Raw genomic sequence first — 18,261 nt, 5'->3', positions numbered from 1 at the left:
AGCCTTATCGCGGGCAAGCACCGCTCCCACATAAAAATCTCATCTATTCAGGTAGTTATAACTTTTTTGATGGGAGCGTTTGCGTGCTGACGAACTCAGGCCTTGTCAGCCAAGCTCAGCAGCAGTGAGCTCTGCTTGGCGTCATATTCAAGAAACACATGATTGCGCCCGGCATGTTTCGCCCGGTACAGCGCTTCGTCGGCACGAGAGGCGAGCAGCAGGCTGTCGTCCTTGTCGCTCATTTCCACAACGCCTGCGCTGAATGTGCAGAACAGATCAGCCGGTTGTGCGGGGTAGTGAATTTCAGCAAAGCGCCGACGAATTTCGTCCAGTACCAGATGGGCGCTCTGAATATCGGTATCTGGCATCACGATGGCGAATTCTTCCCCGCCATAACGGCCAATGTAATCCGTCTTGCGCAGCCGCTGTTTGAGAAACAGCGCCAGACTCTTGATCACCCGGTCGCCCATGGGGTGACCGTGGCTGTCGTTGACCTTCTTGAAGTGGTCAATGTCCAGCATCGCGAAGCACAGCCGCTGACTTTCCCGACGGGCACGGAAGCAGCAGTCTTCCAGCAGTTGCAGGATATGAGTGTGGTTATACAGCCCCGTCAGGCTGTCACGAACCATGCGCGCCTTGAGGTTGCGCGCCCGCGCTGCACGGTTACGCACCGTGGTGATCAGGTGGCGCGGCTTGATCGGCTTGGTCAGGAAGTCATCGCCGCCTTCGCTCATGGCGTCCAGTTGCTTGTCCAGATCATCTTCAGCCGACAGATAAATGATCGGCACACTGACATAGCGGTCGTTGTGACGGATGACTTTGGCCAGTTCGGTACCGGTACATCCCGGCATATACATATCGAGGATGATCAGGTCCGGCTGAAAGTCCGCAAGTTCGGCCATGGCCTGGATCGGATCCAGCAACGTGCGAGTCACGATCCCGGCACTGTTGAGCAGGCGCTCGGTATGCAAAGCCTGCGCGCGGGAGTCATCAATGATCAGGACTTTGTACGGCTCGTATTGCGCAACGCAGGTGAGGATTTCGATTTTCTCCAGCAGGCTGGAGGCTTCCAGCGTACCGGTCAGGAACTCTTCGCCGCCGGCGCGCACTGCGGCCAGGCGTGTGGGGGTATCTGTTTCGTGATGGCTGAAAAACAGCAGCGGCAACTTCTGCTCGAGCCCTTGCTGAACACTTGCCGCCAGCTTCAGCCCTTCGCCCGGGCCGCAGAAGTCCACGTCAATGACGATGGCGGACGGATGGCGATGAGTCATGGCCGTCTGGAAATTGCTCCGCCCGTCCAGCGCCTGAGCGTACAAGCCAAAAAACTCCAGCTGCTTGCTCAAGCGCTCGGCGCGTTCAAAATCCTGCAGAGCAATATAGATAGGCTTGCGCAACGGTGGCAGGGCGGTCTGCTCAAAGCGATCGCCATGGCGCAGCCCCGTGCGGGACAAACGCTGCATCAAGCTGTTGAGTTCTGTGATCAGGCTACTGCTCAAACGTCCGCGGTTAGCTTCGACCCCTTCCAGCGAGGTATTGATGGCCTGCGCCAACTCGATATGCTCGATTTGCTCAAAACGCTCCGCAAAGCGCAGCAGGCGCTGGTTGGCATCCTGAAATTCCACCATATCCGCTGCAGACCATTCGCCCTGCTGCAGTCGCTGCCAAGCCTCAAGAATCTGACGTGCCTGATGGATGACGCGCTGAGCGAAATGATGTTTGAGACGATCGCGACTTGGATCTGCTGGCTCGGTCATATCGGGCTACGTGTGTGTTCTCTGGTAGATCACTGCTGGCGCTATGCTACCACCTACTTTCCGCCTCGAACGTGCCCTAAGTCAAATAATTGGCAACAATTCGATGACTGGAGAGTTTCGTGAGTGCTGCGGGTGGGTGAAGGCCGCGATTGTAGGACCAAAGCTTAACTGCCTAGTTGTTTGGCGGGAATCCTGAGGGCGTGGCGTAGGGTATTTCTGAATTTTTCGGCGGTTGATTTTGGGGGAATTGGCGCTGGTAGGGTGGCGGCACATCCATCAGGAGCAGGCCGATGCCACATCCCGCTTACATGACCATCCAAGGAACCCAACAAGGCCTCATCACTGCAGGGGCACTGGGCGAACAGTCGATGGGCAATGCCTGGCGCCAGGGTCATGAGGACCAGATTCTGGTTCAGGCCATCAACCACGCGATTATGGTTCCAGGTGGTGCGCGGGAAGGGCATAGAAAGCACAAGCCTCTAATCATTACCAAAGCCATCGACAAATCGTCACCGCTCATTTACGCGGCGCTCAGCAACGGAGAGCCCCTGACCAAATGCACGCTGGATTTCTATCGCAACGCGGCAGTTGGTGGCGAAGAGCTTTTCTACAGCGTGGAGATCAAGGAGGCGCTCATCGTGGGTGTTGAGATGATCATGCCTCACTGCCAGGAGTTGGCGACCGCTCATTTCACCCAGCTTGAAAGAGTGCATTTTGCTTACCAGGTCATTCGCTGGAGACACAAGATCGCCGGCACCGTTGCTTACGATGAGTGGCTTGGTGAGAGTTCGTTTTGAAACTAATCAGTGCGCAATACCCGCTGCCCGAGGAACTGGCTAACGCTTATTCGCCTGACGAAGCACGAATATTGGTCAAGGACGCATTTGAGCGAGGCGACAGCATCGAAGGTCTTGCTCAGCTCAAGCGTGAGCAGATGATCAACTTTGATAACGAAGGTTTGGACCCGGTGTCCAGCGGTGAATGGCTGCTTGTGAAGGATGAGGCTTATTACTTTGATTGGGGGCAGTTCAAGAAGCCACTGCGACGGCGGAAGTCTGAGCAGATTGTGATGGAGCGGCTTCGTGTGCATCAGGATCAGCAGGCGGTTCGGTATGGACAGATTTTTTATGCAGACGACACAGATGGAATGCCGTTGGCAAACAGACGATATATCGCAGTGGTCAACGGTAAGCATCTCAGCGGTTATACCGATGCAGAAGGAGTGGCCTACATAACGGCGTCTTCAGCGGGGGAGAAAATCGAGGTGCATTTTTTGTTCAAAGCTCCTACGGGACTTATCGAAGATTTTATGGAACACGCTGATGACTAGGGAATATGTCGCTCACACAAGTGCAAAAGTCGTTCAGATAGGGAATATAACTCACCGTATTACCGTCAACGATAGAGCTGCTACGCGAGCAACGATTTTTCGACGTATTACGGCGGCGGGCTTTCCGGCGATTGAGAGATCTGAGTGGACAGCCCGTAAGGTGGAGGCCGAACTTGACTCTGATTGGGACTATTCGATGATCTCGATCCACCATGCGGGTCGTGCGTTTATCTGTGATCCCGGCGCTTTGCAGATGAAGGATGTCGAGGCAATGCATCTGAAACAAAATTACGGTGACGTGGGTTATCACTTCGGGATTGATTGTTCAGGCTTCATATTTGAAGGGCGAGATATACGCTTCAAAGGTAGCCACATGCTTGATTTCAATACCGGTGCTATCGGAATTGTTTTGCTGGAGAATTTAGCGACGGTTGAGGAGGGGGGCGATATATACGCAAAGGTGAGGACGGGGGTTCGGGACAGCGTTGGTTATGATGCAACGCGGGCGATTCCGGCTCGGCAGCTGGATGCGACTCTCGCACTTATTCAGGCCCTAAAGAGTGTGTTCAATATTTCTGTATTAGGTGCGCACCGAGAATTTCCGTTTCAGGGCAATAAAATCTGTCCTGGTAATGTCGGGCTTGAATTGGTTAAAGTATTGCGTACAAAAATGAATTTTCTTGCGCCACCTACGTCATGAAGAGAATAGTGCTGATCTTTTTGGTCGTTTTGTATTTCGTTTTGAACTATGGATACTATGATTATCTAGAAGACGCCGATCTGGAGACGATTCCTTTCAAGAAAAAATATTTAACTCTGCAAATTAAGTTTCATAATATTTTTGCGAATCAGGGTGAGGGTAAGACCTTGCGGGAGCTTTCGTTGGAGGATAGGCAGCGAGTTATCGATTATTGCAAATATAGACTTGGAATAATTACTGCGCTCTCTACTGAGGCGGATCTTGAGCGATGCAGCTACGGCCACAGCCCAGGGCACTTTAATTCAGATCCTCCCTTAAGTAACGCGGGTGAGTGACTTCGTTTTAAATATGCATGGATAACCATTGTTCATTGACTTGGCATGAAAAATAATGCTGCTTATGCCCAGGTCAGTTCTAGTCAATGAGCGCTTAACTGCCGTTGCACTATCGAGCACTACCCAGCTTGTAATCATGATAATGCCCGCCAAATTATTTAACATTTCGTTACGGTGGTTTTTAATGGGAATTCTGCTGTCGTTTATCGTAGCCGACAGTCAGCCGCGTGGACTACGGAGTTTATCGCATCGTCCATTGGGTTGGCTCTTTTAACCGTTGAAATATACAGGACTCGATTTGTGATCAGGATGAGGCCATGGTTTTTCAGAAAGGTGCTCGCTCCTTATTGGTGATACCCAACCTACGCTTAATCCGCCCCCACCAACTCACCGGCCTGACCTGCAACCCTTCTCGCCCCGGCAACAAGCTCGGCATGTCCCGCAGCCTGATCCACGGTTCATTTTGCCAATGGATAACGCCCAGTTCGCCGCCTTGCCATTCCAGTCGCGCGGGCGTCGGGCTGTTATGCAGTGAATGAATGCGTGCGGCGAATAGCGTAGGCATGACTTCATGGGTGATCCACTGGCGCAACTGGCTGTTGGTCGGGTGATGGTGGTGGACCAGCAAGGCATACGCCGCAGACTCACTGACCATGAGCATTTCCTGCGCCTCGCCGTAGTAGTTCAGGGTCAGGGTGCAGCGCTGGTCGGGGTCAAGTTTGCGGACCAGCCGGTTTTCAAGGAACAGGCCCATCAAACGACCAAGGTCGCGGGCGCAGAACCAGGCTTGTTGCTCCATGATAAGGGCGTGCAGATGGCGTTTCTGATGGGTGAAACGTAGGGGTTCGAAAGGCGTGTCCATGCTGTCTGTCCTTATTAATGCAAAAGGCGTCGGGAGCTAAGAACACCAACAACCAGTGCCGGCATATTCCCCCGAAGGGTCTTGTATTAGCCGACTCCCGACATGACAGACGTGCAGATGCATTAAACGGCTGCGCTAAGTGACCTTAGCGCAGGCGCAAAAAAACCGCTGTCTATCGTGGCGGGTGTACGGTTGTCAGAGTTCTTAGGCTCAGGGCGGGAATGATCAAAGAGCAGCCGTTTTGGGTCAATGGCCAATGCTGTAGGGCGTTTCTGGTTTTGTTGTGGTCATTAGTTGCGGTTCTTTATGACACCGCGCTACCTGTAGGAGTGAGCTTGCTCGCGATGCGGTCTGTCAATCAAAGACCTGCTCGCAGAGAGAACGCCATCGCGAGCAAGCTCACTCCTACAGGTTCTTCTTCTGCTTCGTGATCGCGGGGGGCAAACGGGTAAACCCACTGCTGATGTATATGTTCGCGAGCCATCCTCAACAAAACCTCCCACCCCGACATACCTGCAAAAGGCACCTTGCTGTAAGGTTGCGGTCAGAGCACTGAACCCTGTGATTGAAAGGACATAGCCATGCTGGATTGGAAGAACCGCGCAGGCAGCGCGAAAGAGCGCGTCGATGAACCGGCTTCGGTCAAGCGCCGTGGGTACCTGGGTGGGCTGTTTTACAGCCGTGCGCTGGGTGCCGTGGTTGCGATTTACCTGGTGGTCACCTTGCTGATCGGCTGGTACTGGAGCAGTGAACCGGCGTTGTTCCCCGTCCAGCAAAACGCTCAGGCTGCGGCCGAGCGCGAAGGCAAGCAGATGGTGATTGGTTACACCACCGTCGAAACTCTCAAGACCGTCGTCAATACATTGCTCGAGAAGCGCGGTGGCTATCTGTCCAACGACCGCTTCCCGCCTGGCTTGTGGCTGGACAATATTCCTAGCTGGGAATACGGCGTGATGTTCCAGGTGCGGGACTTGAGCCGTGCCTTGCGTAAGGATTTTTCCCGTTCCCAGTCCCAATCGGCTGAAGACGGCGATTTGGCCCGCGCTGAGCCGTTGTTCAACTTCAGCAATAACAGCTGGGTGCTGCCTTCGAGCGAGTCTCAGTACCGCGAAGGTATTGCAGCACTGAATCGTTATGAAGCACGTCTGTCCGACCCGAATTCAAAAACTGCGTTGTTCTATGCGCGGGCTGACAACCTCAGCAACTGGCTGGGCGACGTCAATACCCGTCTGGGTTCGCTGTCGCAACGTCTTTCAGCGAGCGTTGGCCGTGTGAAGCTCAACAGCACGTTGAAAACTGAAGCGCTGGTGGCCGTGAAGCCGGGTGAAGTGCCGCAGGTTGATGAGGAGATCGTCGAGACGCCATGGCTGGAAATCGACAACGTGTTCTATGAAGCACGCGGTCAGGCCTGGGCGCTGTCGCACTTGCTGCGCGCCATCGAAGTCGACTTTGCCGATGTACTGGCCAAGAAGAACGCCACTGTCAGCGTGCGTCAGATCATTCGTGAGCTGGAAGCTTCGCAAGAACCGCTGTGGAGCCCAATGGTGCTCAACGGCAGCGCATTTGGTGTATTGGCCAACCACTCGCTGGTCATGGCCAACTACATTTCTCGCGCTAACGCCGCTGTGATCGACCTTCGTCAACTGCTGTCGCAGGGTTGATCGATGTCGTTTTCATCCGCCGAGGCTGCGCACCGCGCCGCCTCGGACGCCGAGTTGATCGCTTGGGTTGATGAGCTGGACCAGCCACTCGGGGGCATGGTCCGTTCGCAATTGCGTGAAGCCGGTCTGATCGGACGCGGCACTTATATTCTGTTGTTCAATTCTGCCGGCGAGCTTTGCGTGCATCGTCGTACGCTGAGCAAGGCAATTTATCCCGGTTACTGGGATGTTGCAGCGGGCGGTATGGTGCAGGCAGACGAGAGCTACGCTGAGTCGGCTGCGCGGGAATTGGCAGAGGAATTGGGCGTCAGCGGGGTGCCTTTGATTGAGCACGAGCACTTTTTCTTTGATCAACCGGGCAACCGGCTCTGGTGTGCGGTGTTCTCTGCGGTCTGGGACGGGCCTTTGACGTTGCAGCCGGAAGAGGTGCTGGAGGCGCGTTTCATCCCTGTGGATGAGGCCCTGCGCGAAGCCGAACAGAAGCCTTATTGTCCGGATTCGGTGGCGGCGTTGAAGCGGTATCTGGTCGGGCTTGAGCATTAAATCGCGCCCGCCCTGTAGGAGCGCACGAGCAACGCGAGGCCGCGATGGCGGTGCATCAGACAGAACGTTATCGCAGCCTCGCGTTGCTTGTGCGCCCCTACAGCTGAGGTAACTGAAACCCACGTCGCAAATGTTGAGTAATTGGCCCTTAGCAACCGGGCTTTTTGCCGTTACACTGCGCGACCTTTTCAAGCTGGCCGGGGGTTTCCGTCCAGCTGCGCTGCCCCTGCCTGAGTGGGGCTTCGCGGCCGACCCTTTATGGATGTCGACCAATCTTCAGTCCTCAACAAGAGGATTTGCGGTGGCTAAAAAAGCCTCATCCTTCGCCGCCCTGGGTGGCCTGGTATTTTCCACCGACGCGGGACGGCATTGTCCCGACTGTCGTCATCCCATTGATGCCTGCATCTGCAAACAGACGCTGATCCCGGAAGGGGATGGCATTGCCCGTGTGCGCCGCGAAAGCAAAGGCCGTGGCGGCAAGACAGTGACGACCATCACCGGCGTGCCATTGCCTGAAGACGGCCTCAAGGATCTGGCCAAGACCCTCAAGCAACGGTGCGGCACCGGCGGAGCGCTCAAGGACGGCGTGATCGAGATTCAAGGCGATCATGTCGAATTGCTGCTGGCCGAACTGATCAAGCAGGGCTTCAAGGCGAAGAAATCCGGCGGCTGATGGCACCGCGGACCGCAGGCAAACTCTGGCTTGCATTGCGGGTCTACTTTCCATCATTCGCTGGCACCAAACCGTCACTTGCACTCTTTACACTGCGCCCAGCCCGTTTATGGCTGGCGCTACCTGACTTTTTTATAGGGGACTTCGATGTCCGTACGACGCACACGTAAAGACGATGGCAGCCAATGGACCGTTGCGGACAGCCGCAGTGTCTACGGGATCCGCCATTGGGGCGCTGGTTATTTCGCGATCAACGAAGCGGGTCGTGTTGAAGTTCGTCCCAATGGGCCGGGCAGTTCGCCTATCGATCTTTACGAGCAGGTCGATGACTTGCGCAAAAGCGGGCTGAGCCTGCCATTGCTGGTGCGTTTCCCCGACATTCTGCAAGACCGCGTGCGTCAGCTGACTGGCGCTTTCGACGCGAATATTGCGCGCCTGGAATACCAGAGCCAGTACACCGCGCTGTACCCGATCAAGGTTAACCAGCAGGAAGCGGTGGTGGAAAACATCATCGCGACCCAGAACGTGTCCATCGGTCTGGAAGCTGGCTCCAAGCCGGAGTTGATGGCGGTACTGGCATTGGCGCCGAAAGGCGGCACTATCGTCTGCAACGGTTACAAGGACCGTGAGTTCATTCGTCTGGCGCTGATGGGCCAGAAGCTGGGTCACAATGTGTTCATCGTGATCGAGAAAGAGTCCGAAGTTGAACTGGTGATCGAAGAAGCGGCCGAGCTCAAGGTTCAGCCACAAGTGGGCCTGCGCGTGCGCTTGTCCTCCCTGGCGTCCAGCAAGTGGGCTGACACCGGTGGCGAAAAGTCCAAATTCGGTTTGTCGGCGGCGCAACTGCTGTCCGTGGTTGAGCGCTTCCGCAAGGCGGGTCTGGATCAGGGCATTCGCCTGCTGCACTTCCACATGGGTTCGCAGATCGCCAACCTTGCGGATTATCAGCATGGCTTCAAGGAAGCGATTCGTTACTACGGCGAACTGCGCAACCTCGGCCTGCCGGTGGATCACATCGACGTGGGCGGCGGCCTGGGTGTCGACTACGACGGTACTCACTCGCGCAACGCCAGCTCCATCAACTACGACATGGACGATTACGCCGGTGTTGTCGTGGGCATGCTCAAAGAGTTCTGCGATGCGCAGGGCCTGCCGCACCCGCACATTTTCTCGGAAAGCGGCCGCTCGCTGACCGCGCACCACGCCATGCTGGTCATTCAGGTCACTGACGTCGAGAAGCATAACGACGAAGTCCCGGTGATCGAAGACAAGGAAAGCCTGCCGGAAACCCTGCAATGGCTGGTCGATCTGCTCGGCCCGACCGATATCGAAATGGTCACCGAAACCTACTGGCGCGCCACTCACTATATGAGTGACATCGCGGCTCAGTACGCCGATGGCAAAATCTCCCTGTCGCAAAAAGCCTTGGGCGAGCAGTGCTACTTCGCCGTTTGCCGTCGCCTGCACAACTCGTTGAAAGCGCGTCAACGCTCTCATCGTCAGGTGCTGGACGAACTCAACGACAAGCTGGCCGACAAGTACATCTGCAACTTTTCGGTATTCCAGAGCCTTCCGGATACCTGGGCTATCGATCAGGTGTTGCCGATCATCCCGCTGCACCGTCTGAACGAAGAGCCAGTGCGTCGCGCTGTGCTGCAAGACCTGACCTGCGACTCTGACGGCAAGATCAATCAGTACGTGGACGAGCAGAGCATCGAAACCAGCCTGCCAGTACACGGCCTGAACGAAGGCGAAGACTATTTGCTGGGCGTATTCCTGGTCGGCGCGTATCAGGAAATTCTTGGCGACATGCACAACCTGTTTGGTGACACCGATTCGGTGAACATCTACCAGAACCCGGATGGCAGCGTTTATTCCGCCGGCATCGAAACCCACGACACCATCGAAGACATGTTGCGCTACGTGCACTTGTCGCCGGAAGAACTGATGACCCATTACCGGGACAAAGTTGCCAGCGCCAAAATCACCCCGCGTGAACGCACGTACTTCCTGGATGCGCTGCGCTTGGGCCTGACGCGGTCTTCTTACCTGTCTTCTTGATCTGAAGCGGGAGCCAACCTATTGGCTCCCGCCAAACAAAAATTAGTTACTGAATAGACGCGATTTTTATGTGGGAGCGGTGCTTGCCCGCGATAAGAACACCTCGGTTTATCCTTCAGACCGTGTTGCCTTTATCGCGGGCAAGCACCGCTCCCACATTTGACTGCATTCCAGCTTAAGACCATCTTCTCTGCTCCACTTTCCTATTCCTCTGTAGGCAACGTCCTATTCTTCGTTTCGCTCTCTACCCGACGGATCTTCTCGGCCAGAATCCACGGTCGCGTTCCTGTAGAGAAGCCACCCATGCCCGGCCCCGCTGTCGCTCATCACTTTAGTCTGGACATAACTCCTCTGTTCCGGGGGTTGCAGGTCTTGTCGTTTACCGGGAAGGAAGCCATCAGCGAGCCATTTGTCCTTGATCTGGAAGTGTTGATCGACGAGCCGCATCTGGATCAACAGGGGCTGATGTATCGCGCTGCATTTTTGAGTTTCCAAGGGGAGAAAACAGGTTTTCACGGGCAGATCCACAGCGTTGTGCGCAGCCATTTCAAGCCGGGGCCTGCGTGTTATCGGCTGTCCATCGGACCTCGGCTCGCCTGTCTCGCGCAACGCTATACCCCCAGGGTTTTTCAGCACCTGACTGCGCCGCAAATCATCAGTCGGGTGCTGTCAGAGCACGGTATCCGGGATGACAGTTATCGCTTCGATCTTCGGGCCGAGTACTGCAAGCGCGATTTCTGTGCGCAGTACCGCGAGTCGGACTTGCAGTTTGTGCAGCGCCTGTGTGCGCAAGAGGGCATTCACTACCACTTTCGCCATTCCAGGAAAGGCCATGAGCAGGTATTCGGCGATGGCTTGCGGGTCTTTCGTCGGACATCAACGGCGAACTTTCAGCAGGTGCCGATGCAGGCTGGGGTGACTCGCTTCAGGGTGTTGGAGGTGGACGATGAGCAAGCTGATCGCACGCGTCAGAAGGGGGAAGGTGAAAGCACGTTGCCGTTCGTTTCCTCCGGGCATTTGTTGCCGCTCAAGGGGCATCCGGACGCAGGTATGAATCATCTGTGGCTGGTGACTGCCGTGACGCACCACGGCTTTGATCCTGGCCAACTGAGCAACGTAACCGCCGTCCAGAAAGGCATGTACATCAATCATTTTCAGGTTGCCCCGTGGGAGTCGGGTTTCAAACCGCCGCTATTGCCGCAAGGCTGTGTCGCGACAATCCAGTGCGCTCATGTGGTCGGCGCGTTAGATGAGCCTGTCAGCCCTGACGCCGAAGGCCGGATCAATGTGCAGTTCGACTGGACTTATTCAGGGCAGGGCGCTGCTTGTACCAACTGTTGGTTGCCGGTGGCCTCGCATCTGAACACGGCACTGCGTGGGGGCATGCAGGTGGTCGTGAGTTTTATCGACGGGGACATGGGGCGGCCACTGATCAGCGCCTGTGTTTGGCAATCCACGGACGTCATCGCCGATCCACCGCAAGCGTCATCGCTGCCTGAAAAGCTTGAGATGAATCTTGGGGCCATGGCGGCTGTGGACGGCGAGTCCTGGATTCAGATCGAGGGCGGCGCGCGGATCAGTTATCAACAAGGCTGCGAGCTCTCCTTCACTGTCGGCGACAGCACGCTGAGCATTGATGCTGCCGGGGTGAAGCTGAGCAGCCCGCAAATCCTGCTGACTGCCGGGGTTACGCTTGATGTTGACCCGGAGCGCTGAACCAGGCGCCGCGCTTGCTCAGTTGCCAAGTGACAAACCCCAGGGTCAAGGCCCGTAGCAGCATGAACAGCAGCAGAGTCAGCCATAAGCCATGGTTGCCAAAACTTTGCAGCCCAAACGCGAACGGCGCGATAAGCAGCATGTTGACCAACATGGTGTTGCGCATTTCCCGGGCGCGGGTGGCGCCGATGAACAGGCCGTCGAGCAGGTAACTCCAGACTGCCAGCAAGGGCAGCGCGGCCAGATAAGGTAAATAGATAAAGGCCGTTTCGCGGACCTCGACGATGTCGGTCTGCATGCTGATGAACAGATGCCCGGCCACCAGAAACAGCAGCGCGAAGGCCACGCTGGCAATCAGCGACCAGCCTCCGGCGACGGTCAGTGAGCGGCGCAACGCGAGCTTGTTTCTGGCGCCGATCGCATGGCCGCACAGTGCTTCAACTGCATGAGCCAGCCCGTCCAGCGCATGGGCGGTGAGCAGCAAACCATTGAGCAGCAGCGCATTGGCGGCCACCGTTGCATCACCCAGCCGTGCGCCCTGAACGGTAATCAGGAAAAACACCGATTGCAGCACCAGGCTGCGGATGAATATGTCGCGGTTTACAGCCAATAGTGGCCGCCAGTTTTCCCAACGTTTCAGGGCTGGCCACAATACTTGGCCGGGCCAGGCGAGCAGGGTTTTCTGCGTCAATGCCAGACCCAGCAGTGCGCCCGTCCACTCGGCAATGACCGAAGCCCGGGCTGAGCCGACAACGCCCCAGTCCAGCCCGAGCACGAACCACAGGTTCAGGGCGATGTTGACCAGATTGGTGGTCAACAGAATTATCAGCGGCGCGCGTGCGTTCTGGGTGCCCAGAAACCAGCCGACCAGTGCATAACCGGCCAGCGCGGCGGGCAGGCCCAGGAGTCGGGTATGGAAGAATTCCTCTGTCAGTTGTTGCAGGTCAGCCGATGGCTGCATCAGGCTCAGCGCCAGATGGCTGAACGGCAGGCCGATTACGCCGAGCAATAGCGCCAGTCCCATGGCCAGCAGCAGCCCTTGCAGCAGGATCTGACGTAACGCCGAACCGTCATTGCGCCCCGCAGCCTGGGACGCAAAGCCGGTGGTGCCCATGCGCAGAAAACCCATGGTCCAGGCAAGAAAGGTGTAGAGGGTCGAGCCTACAGCCACTGCACCCAGTTGATGGGCGTGGGGCAGATGGCCAATCACCGCGCTGTCGACCAGTGCCACCATGGGCACGGAAATGTTCGACAGAATCATCGGCGCAGCCAACGCCCAGACCCGGCGGTGGGTAGCGCGATCGCGCCAGTCATCAAGCAAATTGGACATGAAGGCTCCCGGACAAGGCGGGCATTGTAGAGGTATCCAGTCATTCAGTGGGACCCCACACTGAAACCTGCGGCCCTACAATCCCTATCCACTTTTCCTACGCAGCCCCCTGAGAACAAAGTCTCAAACCGGCTGTCTATTCTCGCGCTCTGACATCTCCGGTCATATGCCTGCTATATAGTTACCTCTCTCAACCTGCCGCCGATGAGTGCCCCATGTTTAACAAAGGACTGTTTCTGGCCTGCGCGCTTGCGCTGCTGAGCGCCTGTGATTCTTCTGCTCCGGACAAACCTGCCCCGGCGTCACAACCTGTGGCGGTGGAGTCGAACAAGCCCAAGCCAGCGATTGATCTTCCGGCGTTGAGCAAGCGTTATGAGGGCCGCGACTTGACCGTCGTGGACGTTTCGGAAATTCAGCTGGATGGGGCGAGCACTTTGTCGGTGAGCTTTTCCGTGCCGCTCGACCCGGAGCAGAAGTTCGCTGAAAAACTGCATCTGGTGGACAGCAAGAATGGCAAGGTCGACGGCGCATGGGAGCTGTCCGACAACCTGATGGAACTGCGTCTGCGGCATCTTGAGCCCAAGCGCAAACTGGTGCTCACGGTGGATGCGGGCCTGATCGGCGTCAATAAAGCCAAACTGGCAGCGGAATTCATCAGCCGCCTGGAGACTGCGGACCTGCAGCCCACCGTCGGTTTCGCCAGCCGTGGCAGCCTGCTGCCGACTCGTCTGGCTGAAGGTTTGCCGGTAATCGCGCTGAATGTCGACAAGGTCAACGTCGAGTTCTTCCGGGTCAAACCCGATGCGTTGCCAGCCTTTCTCAGCAATTGGCGCGGTGCATCGAGCATCGAGTATTACGAATCAAAAGATCTGTTGGACAAGGCTGATCTGGTTTACGAAGGGCGCTTTGACCTGAACCCGGCGCGCAACACCCGGGAAACCCTGTTGTTGCCGATTGCCGGAAGCAAAGCGCTGCAAGGCCCAGGGGTTTATCTGGCGGTGATGCGCGCCTCTGGCACTTACACCTACTCCAATCCAGCCACTCTGTTCACCCTCAGTGACATCGGTTTGTCGGTGCATCGCTACGCCAATCGTCTTGATGCTTTCACCCAGGCGCTTGAGGGCGGTAAAGCTTTGAGCGGTGTCGAGCTGGAGCTTTATGACAGCAAAGGCAACGTCATTGGTCAGGCAAAAACCGACGCTGCCGGCCATGCCGAGTTGCCGCTGCCGATCAAGGCTGCTGTGCTGCTGGCGCATAAAGACGAGCAGACCAGCATGTTGCGCCTGGACAGCTCGGCGCTGGATCTGGCTGAGTTCGACATCACCGGACCGCAAGCCCATCCTCTACAGTTTTTCATTTTCGGCCCACGGGATTTGTATCGTCCGGGGGAAACGGTGCTGCTTAACGGCTTGCTGCGCGACATCGACGGCAAGGATGTAAAACCCCAACCGATTACCGTAGAAGTGCGTCGACCGGACGAGCAGGTCAGCCGCAAGTTTGTCTGGGACGCAGACAAATCGGGCTTGTATCAATATCAGCTGCAACTGGCGGACGAGGCTCCGACCGGGCGCTGGCAGTTGGTGTTTGATCTGGGGGACGGCAAGCCGCAGTTGTATGAGTTTCAGGTCGAAGACTTCCTGCCAGAGCGGCTGGCGCTGGAAATCAAAGGCAGCGAAACCCCCATCGCCACAACCGAAAACGCGGTGTTCGATATCACCGGCCGTTACCTCTACGGTGCTCCGGCGTCCGGCAATAATCTGACCGGTTTGCTCTACGTAAGGCCGTTGCGCGAAGCGGTGCCGGGCTTGCCGGGTTATCAGTTTGGCTCGATCACCGAGCAAGAGCTCAAGCAGGATCTGGAGCTCGAAGCCAGCACCCTGGACGCACAGGGCAAGCTGAGCCTGGACGTTGAAAGCAAATGGTCGAACGCCAAGTCGCCGGTGCAGTTGATCCTGCAAGCCAGTCTGCAAGAGTCCGGTGGTCGCCCGATCACTCGACGGCTGGTGCAGCCGGTGTGGCCTGCCGAGCAGATGCCGGGGCTGCGCCCTCTGTTCGGTAGCAATCCGGGCAGCAACGATGAATACGATGAAGCCAGCGGCATGCCGCAGACCGATGGTGACGGCCCGGTTGAGTTTGAAGTGCTGGTCGCCGACTACGCGGGCAATAAGCTGGCGGCCGATAACGTCAAAGTCCGTCTGGTTCGCGAGCGTCGTGACTATTACTGGAATTACTCGGACAGCGAAGGCTGGAGTTATCACTTCAACGAGAAATTCCTCAACCTCAGCGAAGAAACCATCAACATCAAGCAAGACTCGACCGCCAAGGTTACTTTTCCGGTGGAATGGGGCCCTTATCGGGTTGAAGTCGAAGATCCTGCAACCGGTTTGATCAGCAGTCTGCGTTTCTGGGCGGGTTATCGCTGGCAGGACAACGCGGAAGGCGGTGCGGTGCGTCCCGATCAGGTCAAGCTGGCGCTGGATAAACCGGGCTACACCGATGGCGATACGGCCAAGGTCACGGTTACGCCGCCTGCCGCAGGCAAGGGTTATTTGCTGGTTGAGTCCAGCGAGGGGCCGCTGTGGTGGCAAGAGATTGACGTACCTGCCGAGGGCAAGAGTTTCGATGTGCCGCTGGACAAGCAATGGGCGCGGCATGATTTGTATGTGAGTGCACTGGTGGTTCGTCCTGGTGAACGCAAGGCCAACGTCACCCCTAAACGTGCGGTCGGTGTGTTGCATCTGCCACTGGATCGCTCGCCGCGCAAACTGGCGTTGACGGTGACTGCACCTGAAAAAATGCGTCCCAAACAGCCATTGAAGCTCAAGGTTGCGGCGAAAAATTCCGATGGCAGCGTGCCTAAAGAAGTCCACGTGTTGGTATCTGCGGTGGACGTAGGCATCCTCAATATCACCCGTTACGCCACGCCGGATCCATTTGCCAGTTTGTTTGGCCGCAAAGAGTATGGTGCCGATCAGCTGGATGTTTACGGGCAGTTGATCGAAGCCGGTCGCAACCGTCTGGCCAGTCTGGCTTTCGGTGGTGACGCCCTGGCCAAGGGCGGCAAACGTCCTGATACGTCGGTGACGATCGTGGCGTTGCAAAGCGCGCCGGTCACCCTTAACGAGCAGGGCGAAGGTGAAGTCAGCGTCGACATTCCGGACTTCAACGGCGAGTTGCGCATCATGGCCCAGGCCTGGACCGGCGAGCGCTACGGCATGGCCGAAGCGAAAACCGTAGTGGCCGCTCCGATCATTGCCGAGCTGTCTGCCCCGCGTTTCCTTGCCGGTGGCGATCAGACTACGGTAGCGCTGGACCTTTCTAATCTGTCCGGTCAGGCGCAAAAGCTCACGGTGCAAGCCACCGCTGAAGGCCAGTTGAGTCTTGCCAATGGTCAACTCAGCCAGAGCGTGCAACTGGCACAGGGTGAACGTACAACGTTGCGTATTCCGGTGCGCGCCGAGGGCGGGCTGGGGCAGGGCAAGTTCAAGGTCGTGGTAAACGGGTTGGCGTTGCCGGACGAAAACCTGCCGCCGTTCTCCCGAGAGTGGACCATCGGCGTACGTCCGGTTTATCCGGCGATGCTCAAGCATTACCGCACAACCCTGAATGAGCAGCCGTGGAACCTGCCGGAAGGCGCGCTCGATGCGTTCGAACCTGCCGGTCGCGAAGCCATGCTGTCGGTGTCTAGTCGTCCGCCGCTCAATCTGGGTGAGCAGATTCGCGCTCTGGAAGCCTACCCCTATGGCTGCCTCGAACAGACCGCCAGCGGGCTTTATCCATCGCTCTATGCGGATGCCGCCACTCTCAAGCGCTTGGGCATCAAAGGCGAAGCCGATGCCGTGCGCAAGCGCAAGGTCGAGTTAGGTATCGAGCGGTTGTTGGGCATGCAGCGTCATAACGGCAGCTTCGGGTTGTGGAATGCCGATGGCGAGGAAGAATACTGGCTGACGGCTTACGTCACCGACTTCCTGTTGCGGGCGCGTGATCAGGGTTTTGCAGTGCCGCCCGATGCGCTGAAGAAAGCCAATGAGCGCCTGCTGCGTTATCTGCAGGAGCGCAACCAGATCGAAGTCAGTTACAGCCAGAACGCCGAGCACACGCGCTTTGCGGTGCAAGCCTATGCAGGTCTGGTGTTGTCTCGCAGTCAGCAAGCTCCGCTGGGCGCCTTGCGCAGTCTGTTTGATCGTCGCACCGATGCCCGCTCCGGTTTACCGCTGGTGCAGCTGTCGGTGGCACTGGAGAAGATGGGCGACAAGCCGCGTGCCGATCAAGCCATGCTGGCCGGTCTGGCAGCAGGCCGTAAAGGCAACGAATGGCTCGCCGATTACGGCAGTCCGCTGCGTGATCAGGCGTTGATCCTGGCGCTGCTGGAAGAAAACAATCTGGCAGCGGACAAGCGCGACCAGCGCCTGTTTGCTCTGGCAGATGAAGTGGCGGCGAGCCGCTATCTGTCCACTCAGGAGCGTAACGCGCTGTTCCTCGCGGGACGTGATCTGTTGGGCAAGCCGGAAAGCAAATGGGCGGCGACGCTTCATGCAGGCGCTGAAAGTCGCGAGCTGAGCAACGAACAGCCAGGTCTCAAACTTGAAGGGCCTTTGCTGGCTTCGCCGATGTCTGTGCAGAATCAGGGCGGTGCGACGCTGTATCAGCAACTGACGCTTTCGGGGTATCCGACTCAGGCACCGGTGGCCGGAGGCGAGAACCTCAGTATTCGTCGTGAGTACCTTGGTCTTGATGGCGAACCTGCCAACCTAAACGCGTTGAAAAGCGGCCAGCTGTTGCTGGTGCACATTGAGGTCAAAGCTCAGCAACGGGTACCGGATGCACTGGTCGTGGATCTGTTGCCTGCCGGTCTGGAGCTGGAAAACCAGAATCTGGCGCAAAGCGCTGCCAGCCTGGAAGACGCCAGCGAGTCAGTAAAAGAGTGGCGCCAGTCGATGGAGAATGCCGGTATCAAACATCAGGAATACCGCGGTGATCGCTTCGTTGCTGCGCTGGATTTGAATGGCTACAACACGGTGCACCTGCTGTACCTGGCTCGCGCCGTGACCCCGGGTGTCTATCGCGTACCGCCGCCGCAAGTGGAGTCGATGTATCGGCCGAACTGGCAAGCGCTGGGTGAAGCGGCTGCGCAGATGGTGGTGAAGGGTAAGTAAGTATGCAAATCCCTGTAGGAGCTGCCCTGTGTCACTGACACCGCGCTGTCGCGCAGCAAACATTGGAACTGTAGGAGCGCACGAGCACCGCGAGGCCGCGATGGCGGTGAATCAGGCAGGACGCTATCGCGGCCTCGCGG

At 57.2% G+C, this 18,261-nt stretch carries 13 protein-coding genes; 10 read left to right on the top strand and 3 right to left on the bottom strand.

Annotated elements, in window-relative coordinates; translation table 11 throughout:
* Nucleotides 1-95: 95 nt before the first annotated feature.
* Entirely contained in the window at nt 96-1,754 is a 1,659-nt protein-coding gene (locus tag AUC60_RS26840) for a diguanylate cyclase (protein ID WP_087274537.1), read from the bottom strand.
* Nucleotides 1,755-2,044: 290 nt separating this feature from the next.
* On the opposite strand from AUC60_RS26840, the gene AUC60_RS26835 reads away from it, so the two are divergent.
* Genes AUC60_RS26835 through AUC60_RS26820 form a run of 4 tightly spaced genes read left to right on the top strand, consistent with a single transcriptional unit; the run spans nt 2,045 to nt 4,119 of the window.
* Nucleotides 2,045-2,551, top strand: coding sequence for an Hcp family type VI secretion system effector (locus tag AUC60_RS26835; RefSeq protein ID WP_087274535.1), 507 nt, complete (start codon nt 2,045-2,047; stop codon nt 2,549-2,551).
* On the top strand, nt 2,548-3,084 hold the full coding sequence (locus tag AUC60_RS26830) for a hypothetical protein (protein WP_087274533.1): 537 nt from the start codon (nt 2,548-2,550) through the stop codon (nt 3,082-3,084). Before AUC60_RS26835 ends, AUC60_RS26830 begins: the two co-directional genes overlap by 4 nt.
* Complete coding sequence (locus AUC60_RS26825; RefSeq protein ID WP_144443306.1) at nt 3,077-3,784, top strand: peptidoglycan recognition protein family protein; 708 nt, start codon at nt 3,077-3,079, stop codon at nt 3,782-3,784. The genes AUC60_RS26830 and AUC60_RS26825 overlap by 8 nt, the downstream gene beginning before the upstream one ends.
* 8 nt (nt 3,785-3,792) lie before the next feature.
* Entirely contained in the window at nt 3,793-4,119 is a 327-nt protein-coding gene (locus tag AUC60_RS26820) for a hypothetical protein (RefSeq protein ID WP_193441884.1), read from the top strand.
* A 325-nt stretch (nt 4,120-4,444) separates the two neighbouring features.
* On the opposite strand, the gene AUC60_RS26815 is transcribed toward AUC60_RS26820, so the two are convergent.
* Complete coding sequence (locus AUC60_RS26815; RefSeq protein WP_087274531.1) at nt 4,445-4,981, bottom strand: BRO-N domain-containing protein; 537 nt, start codon at nt 4,979-4,981, stop codon at nt 4,445-4,447.
* A 581-nt stretch (nt 4,982-5,562) separates the two neighbouring features.
* On the opposite strand from AUC60_RS26815, the gene AUC60_RS26810 reads away from it, so the two are divergent.
* From AUC60_RS26810 to AUC60_RS26790, 5 genes are all read left to right on the top strand, one after another.
* A complete protein-coding gene (locus AUC60_RS26810) occupies nt 5,563-6,642 on the top strand; it encodes a DUF2333 family protein (RefSeq protein WP_087274529.1) in 1,080 nt (359 codons plus the stop codon).
* Nucleotides 6,643-6,645: 3 nt separating this feature from the next.
* The gene (locus AUC60_RS26805; RefSeq protein WP_087274527.1) at nt 6,646-7,185 is read left to right on the top strand and encodes an NUDIX hydrolase; all 540 of its coding nucleotides are present in this window, start codon (nt 6,646-6,648) and stop codon (nt 7,183-7,185) included.
* A gap of 301 nt (nt 7,186-7,486) precedes the next feature.
* Nucleotides 7,487-7,858: a translation initiation factor Sui1 gene (locus tag AUC60_RS26800; RefSeq protein WP_087274525.1), complete on the top strand. Its 372-nt coding sequence runs from the start codon at nt 7,487-7,489 to the stop codon at nt 7,856-7,858.
* Nucleotides 7,859-8,005: 147 nt separating this feature from the next.
* Nucleotides 8,006-9,919 (top strand): arginine decarboxylase, encoded by a 1,914-nt coding sequence (gene speA, locus AUC60_RS26795; RefSeq protein WP_087274523.1) that lies wholly within the window; start codon nt 8,006-8,008, stop codon nt 9,917-9,919.
* A gap of 303 nt (nt 9,920-10,222) precedes the next feature.
* Nucleotides 10,223-11,635, top strand: a complete 1,413-nt coding sequence (locus tag AUC60_RS26790; RefSeq protein ID WP_087274521.1) for a contractile injection system protein, VgrG/Pvc8 family — start codon at nt 10,223-10,225, stop codon at nt 11,633-11,635.
* Here the strand turns inward: AUC60_RS26790 and AUC60_RS26785 are convergent.
* Nucleotides 11,607-12,965, bottom strand: a complete 1,359-nt coding sequence (locus tag AUC60_RS26785; RefSeq protein ID WP_087274520.1) for an MATE family efflux transporter — start codon at nt 12,963-12,965, stop codon at nt 11,607-11,609. The two genes, AUC60_RS26790 and AUC60_RS26785, sit on opposite strands and share 29 nt — an antisense overlap.
* A gap of 215 nt (nt 12,966-13,180) precedes the next feature.
* On the opposite strand from AUC60_RS26785, the gene AUC60_RS26780 reads away from it, so the two are divergent.
* Nucleotides 13,181-18,121: an alpha-2-macroglobulin family protein gene (locus tag AUC60_RS26780; RefSeq protein WP_087274518.1), complete on the top strand. Its 4,941-nt coding sequence runs from the start codon at nt 13,181-13,183 to the stop codon at nt 18,119-18,121.
* The last annotated feature ends 140 nt before the right edge of the window (nt 18,122-18,261 follow it).

Source organism: Pseudomonas caspiana (genome assembly GCF_002158995.1).
GTDB classification, from domain to species: Bacteria; Pseudomonadota; Gammaproteobacteria; order Pseudomonadales; family Pseudomonadaceae; genus Aquipseudomonas; species Aquipseudomonas caspiana.
Note: the sequence above shows the minus strand (reverse complement) of the source record. Positions and strands in the feature narration are given on the sequence as shown.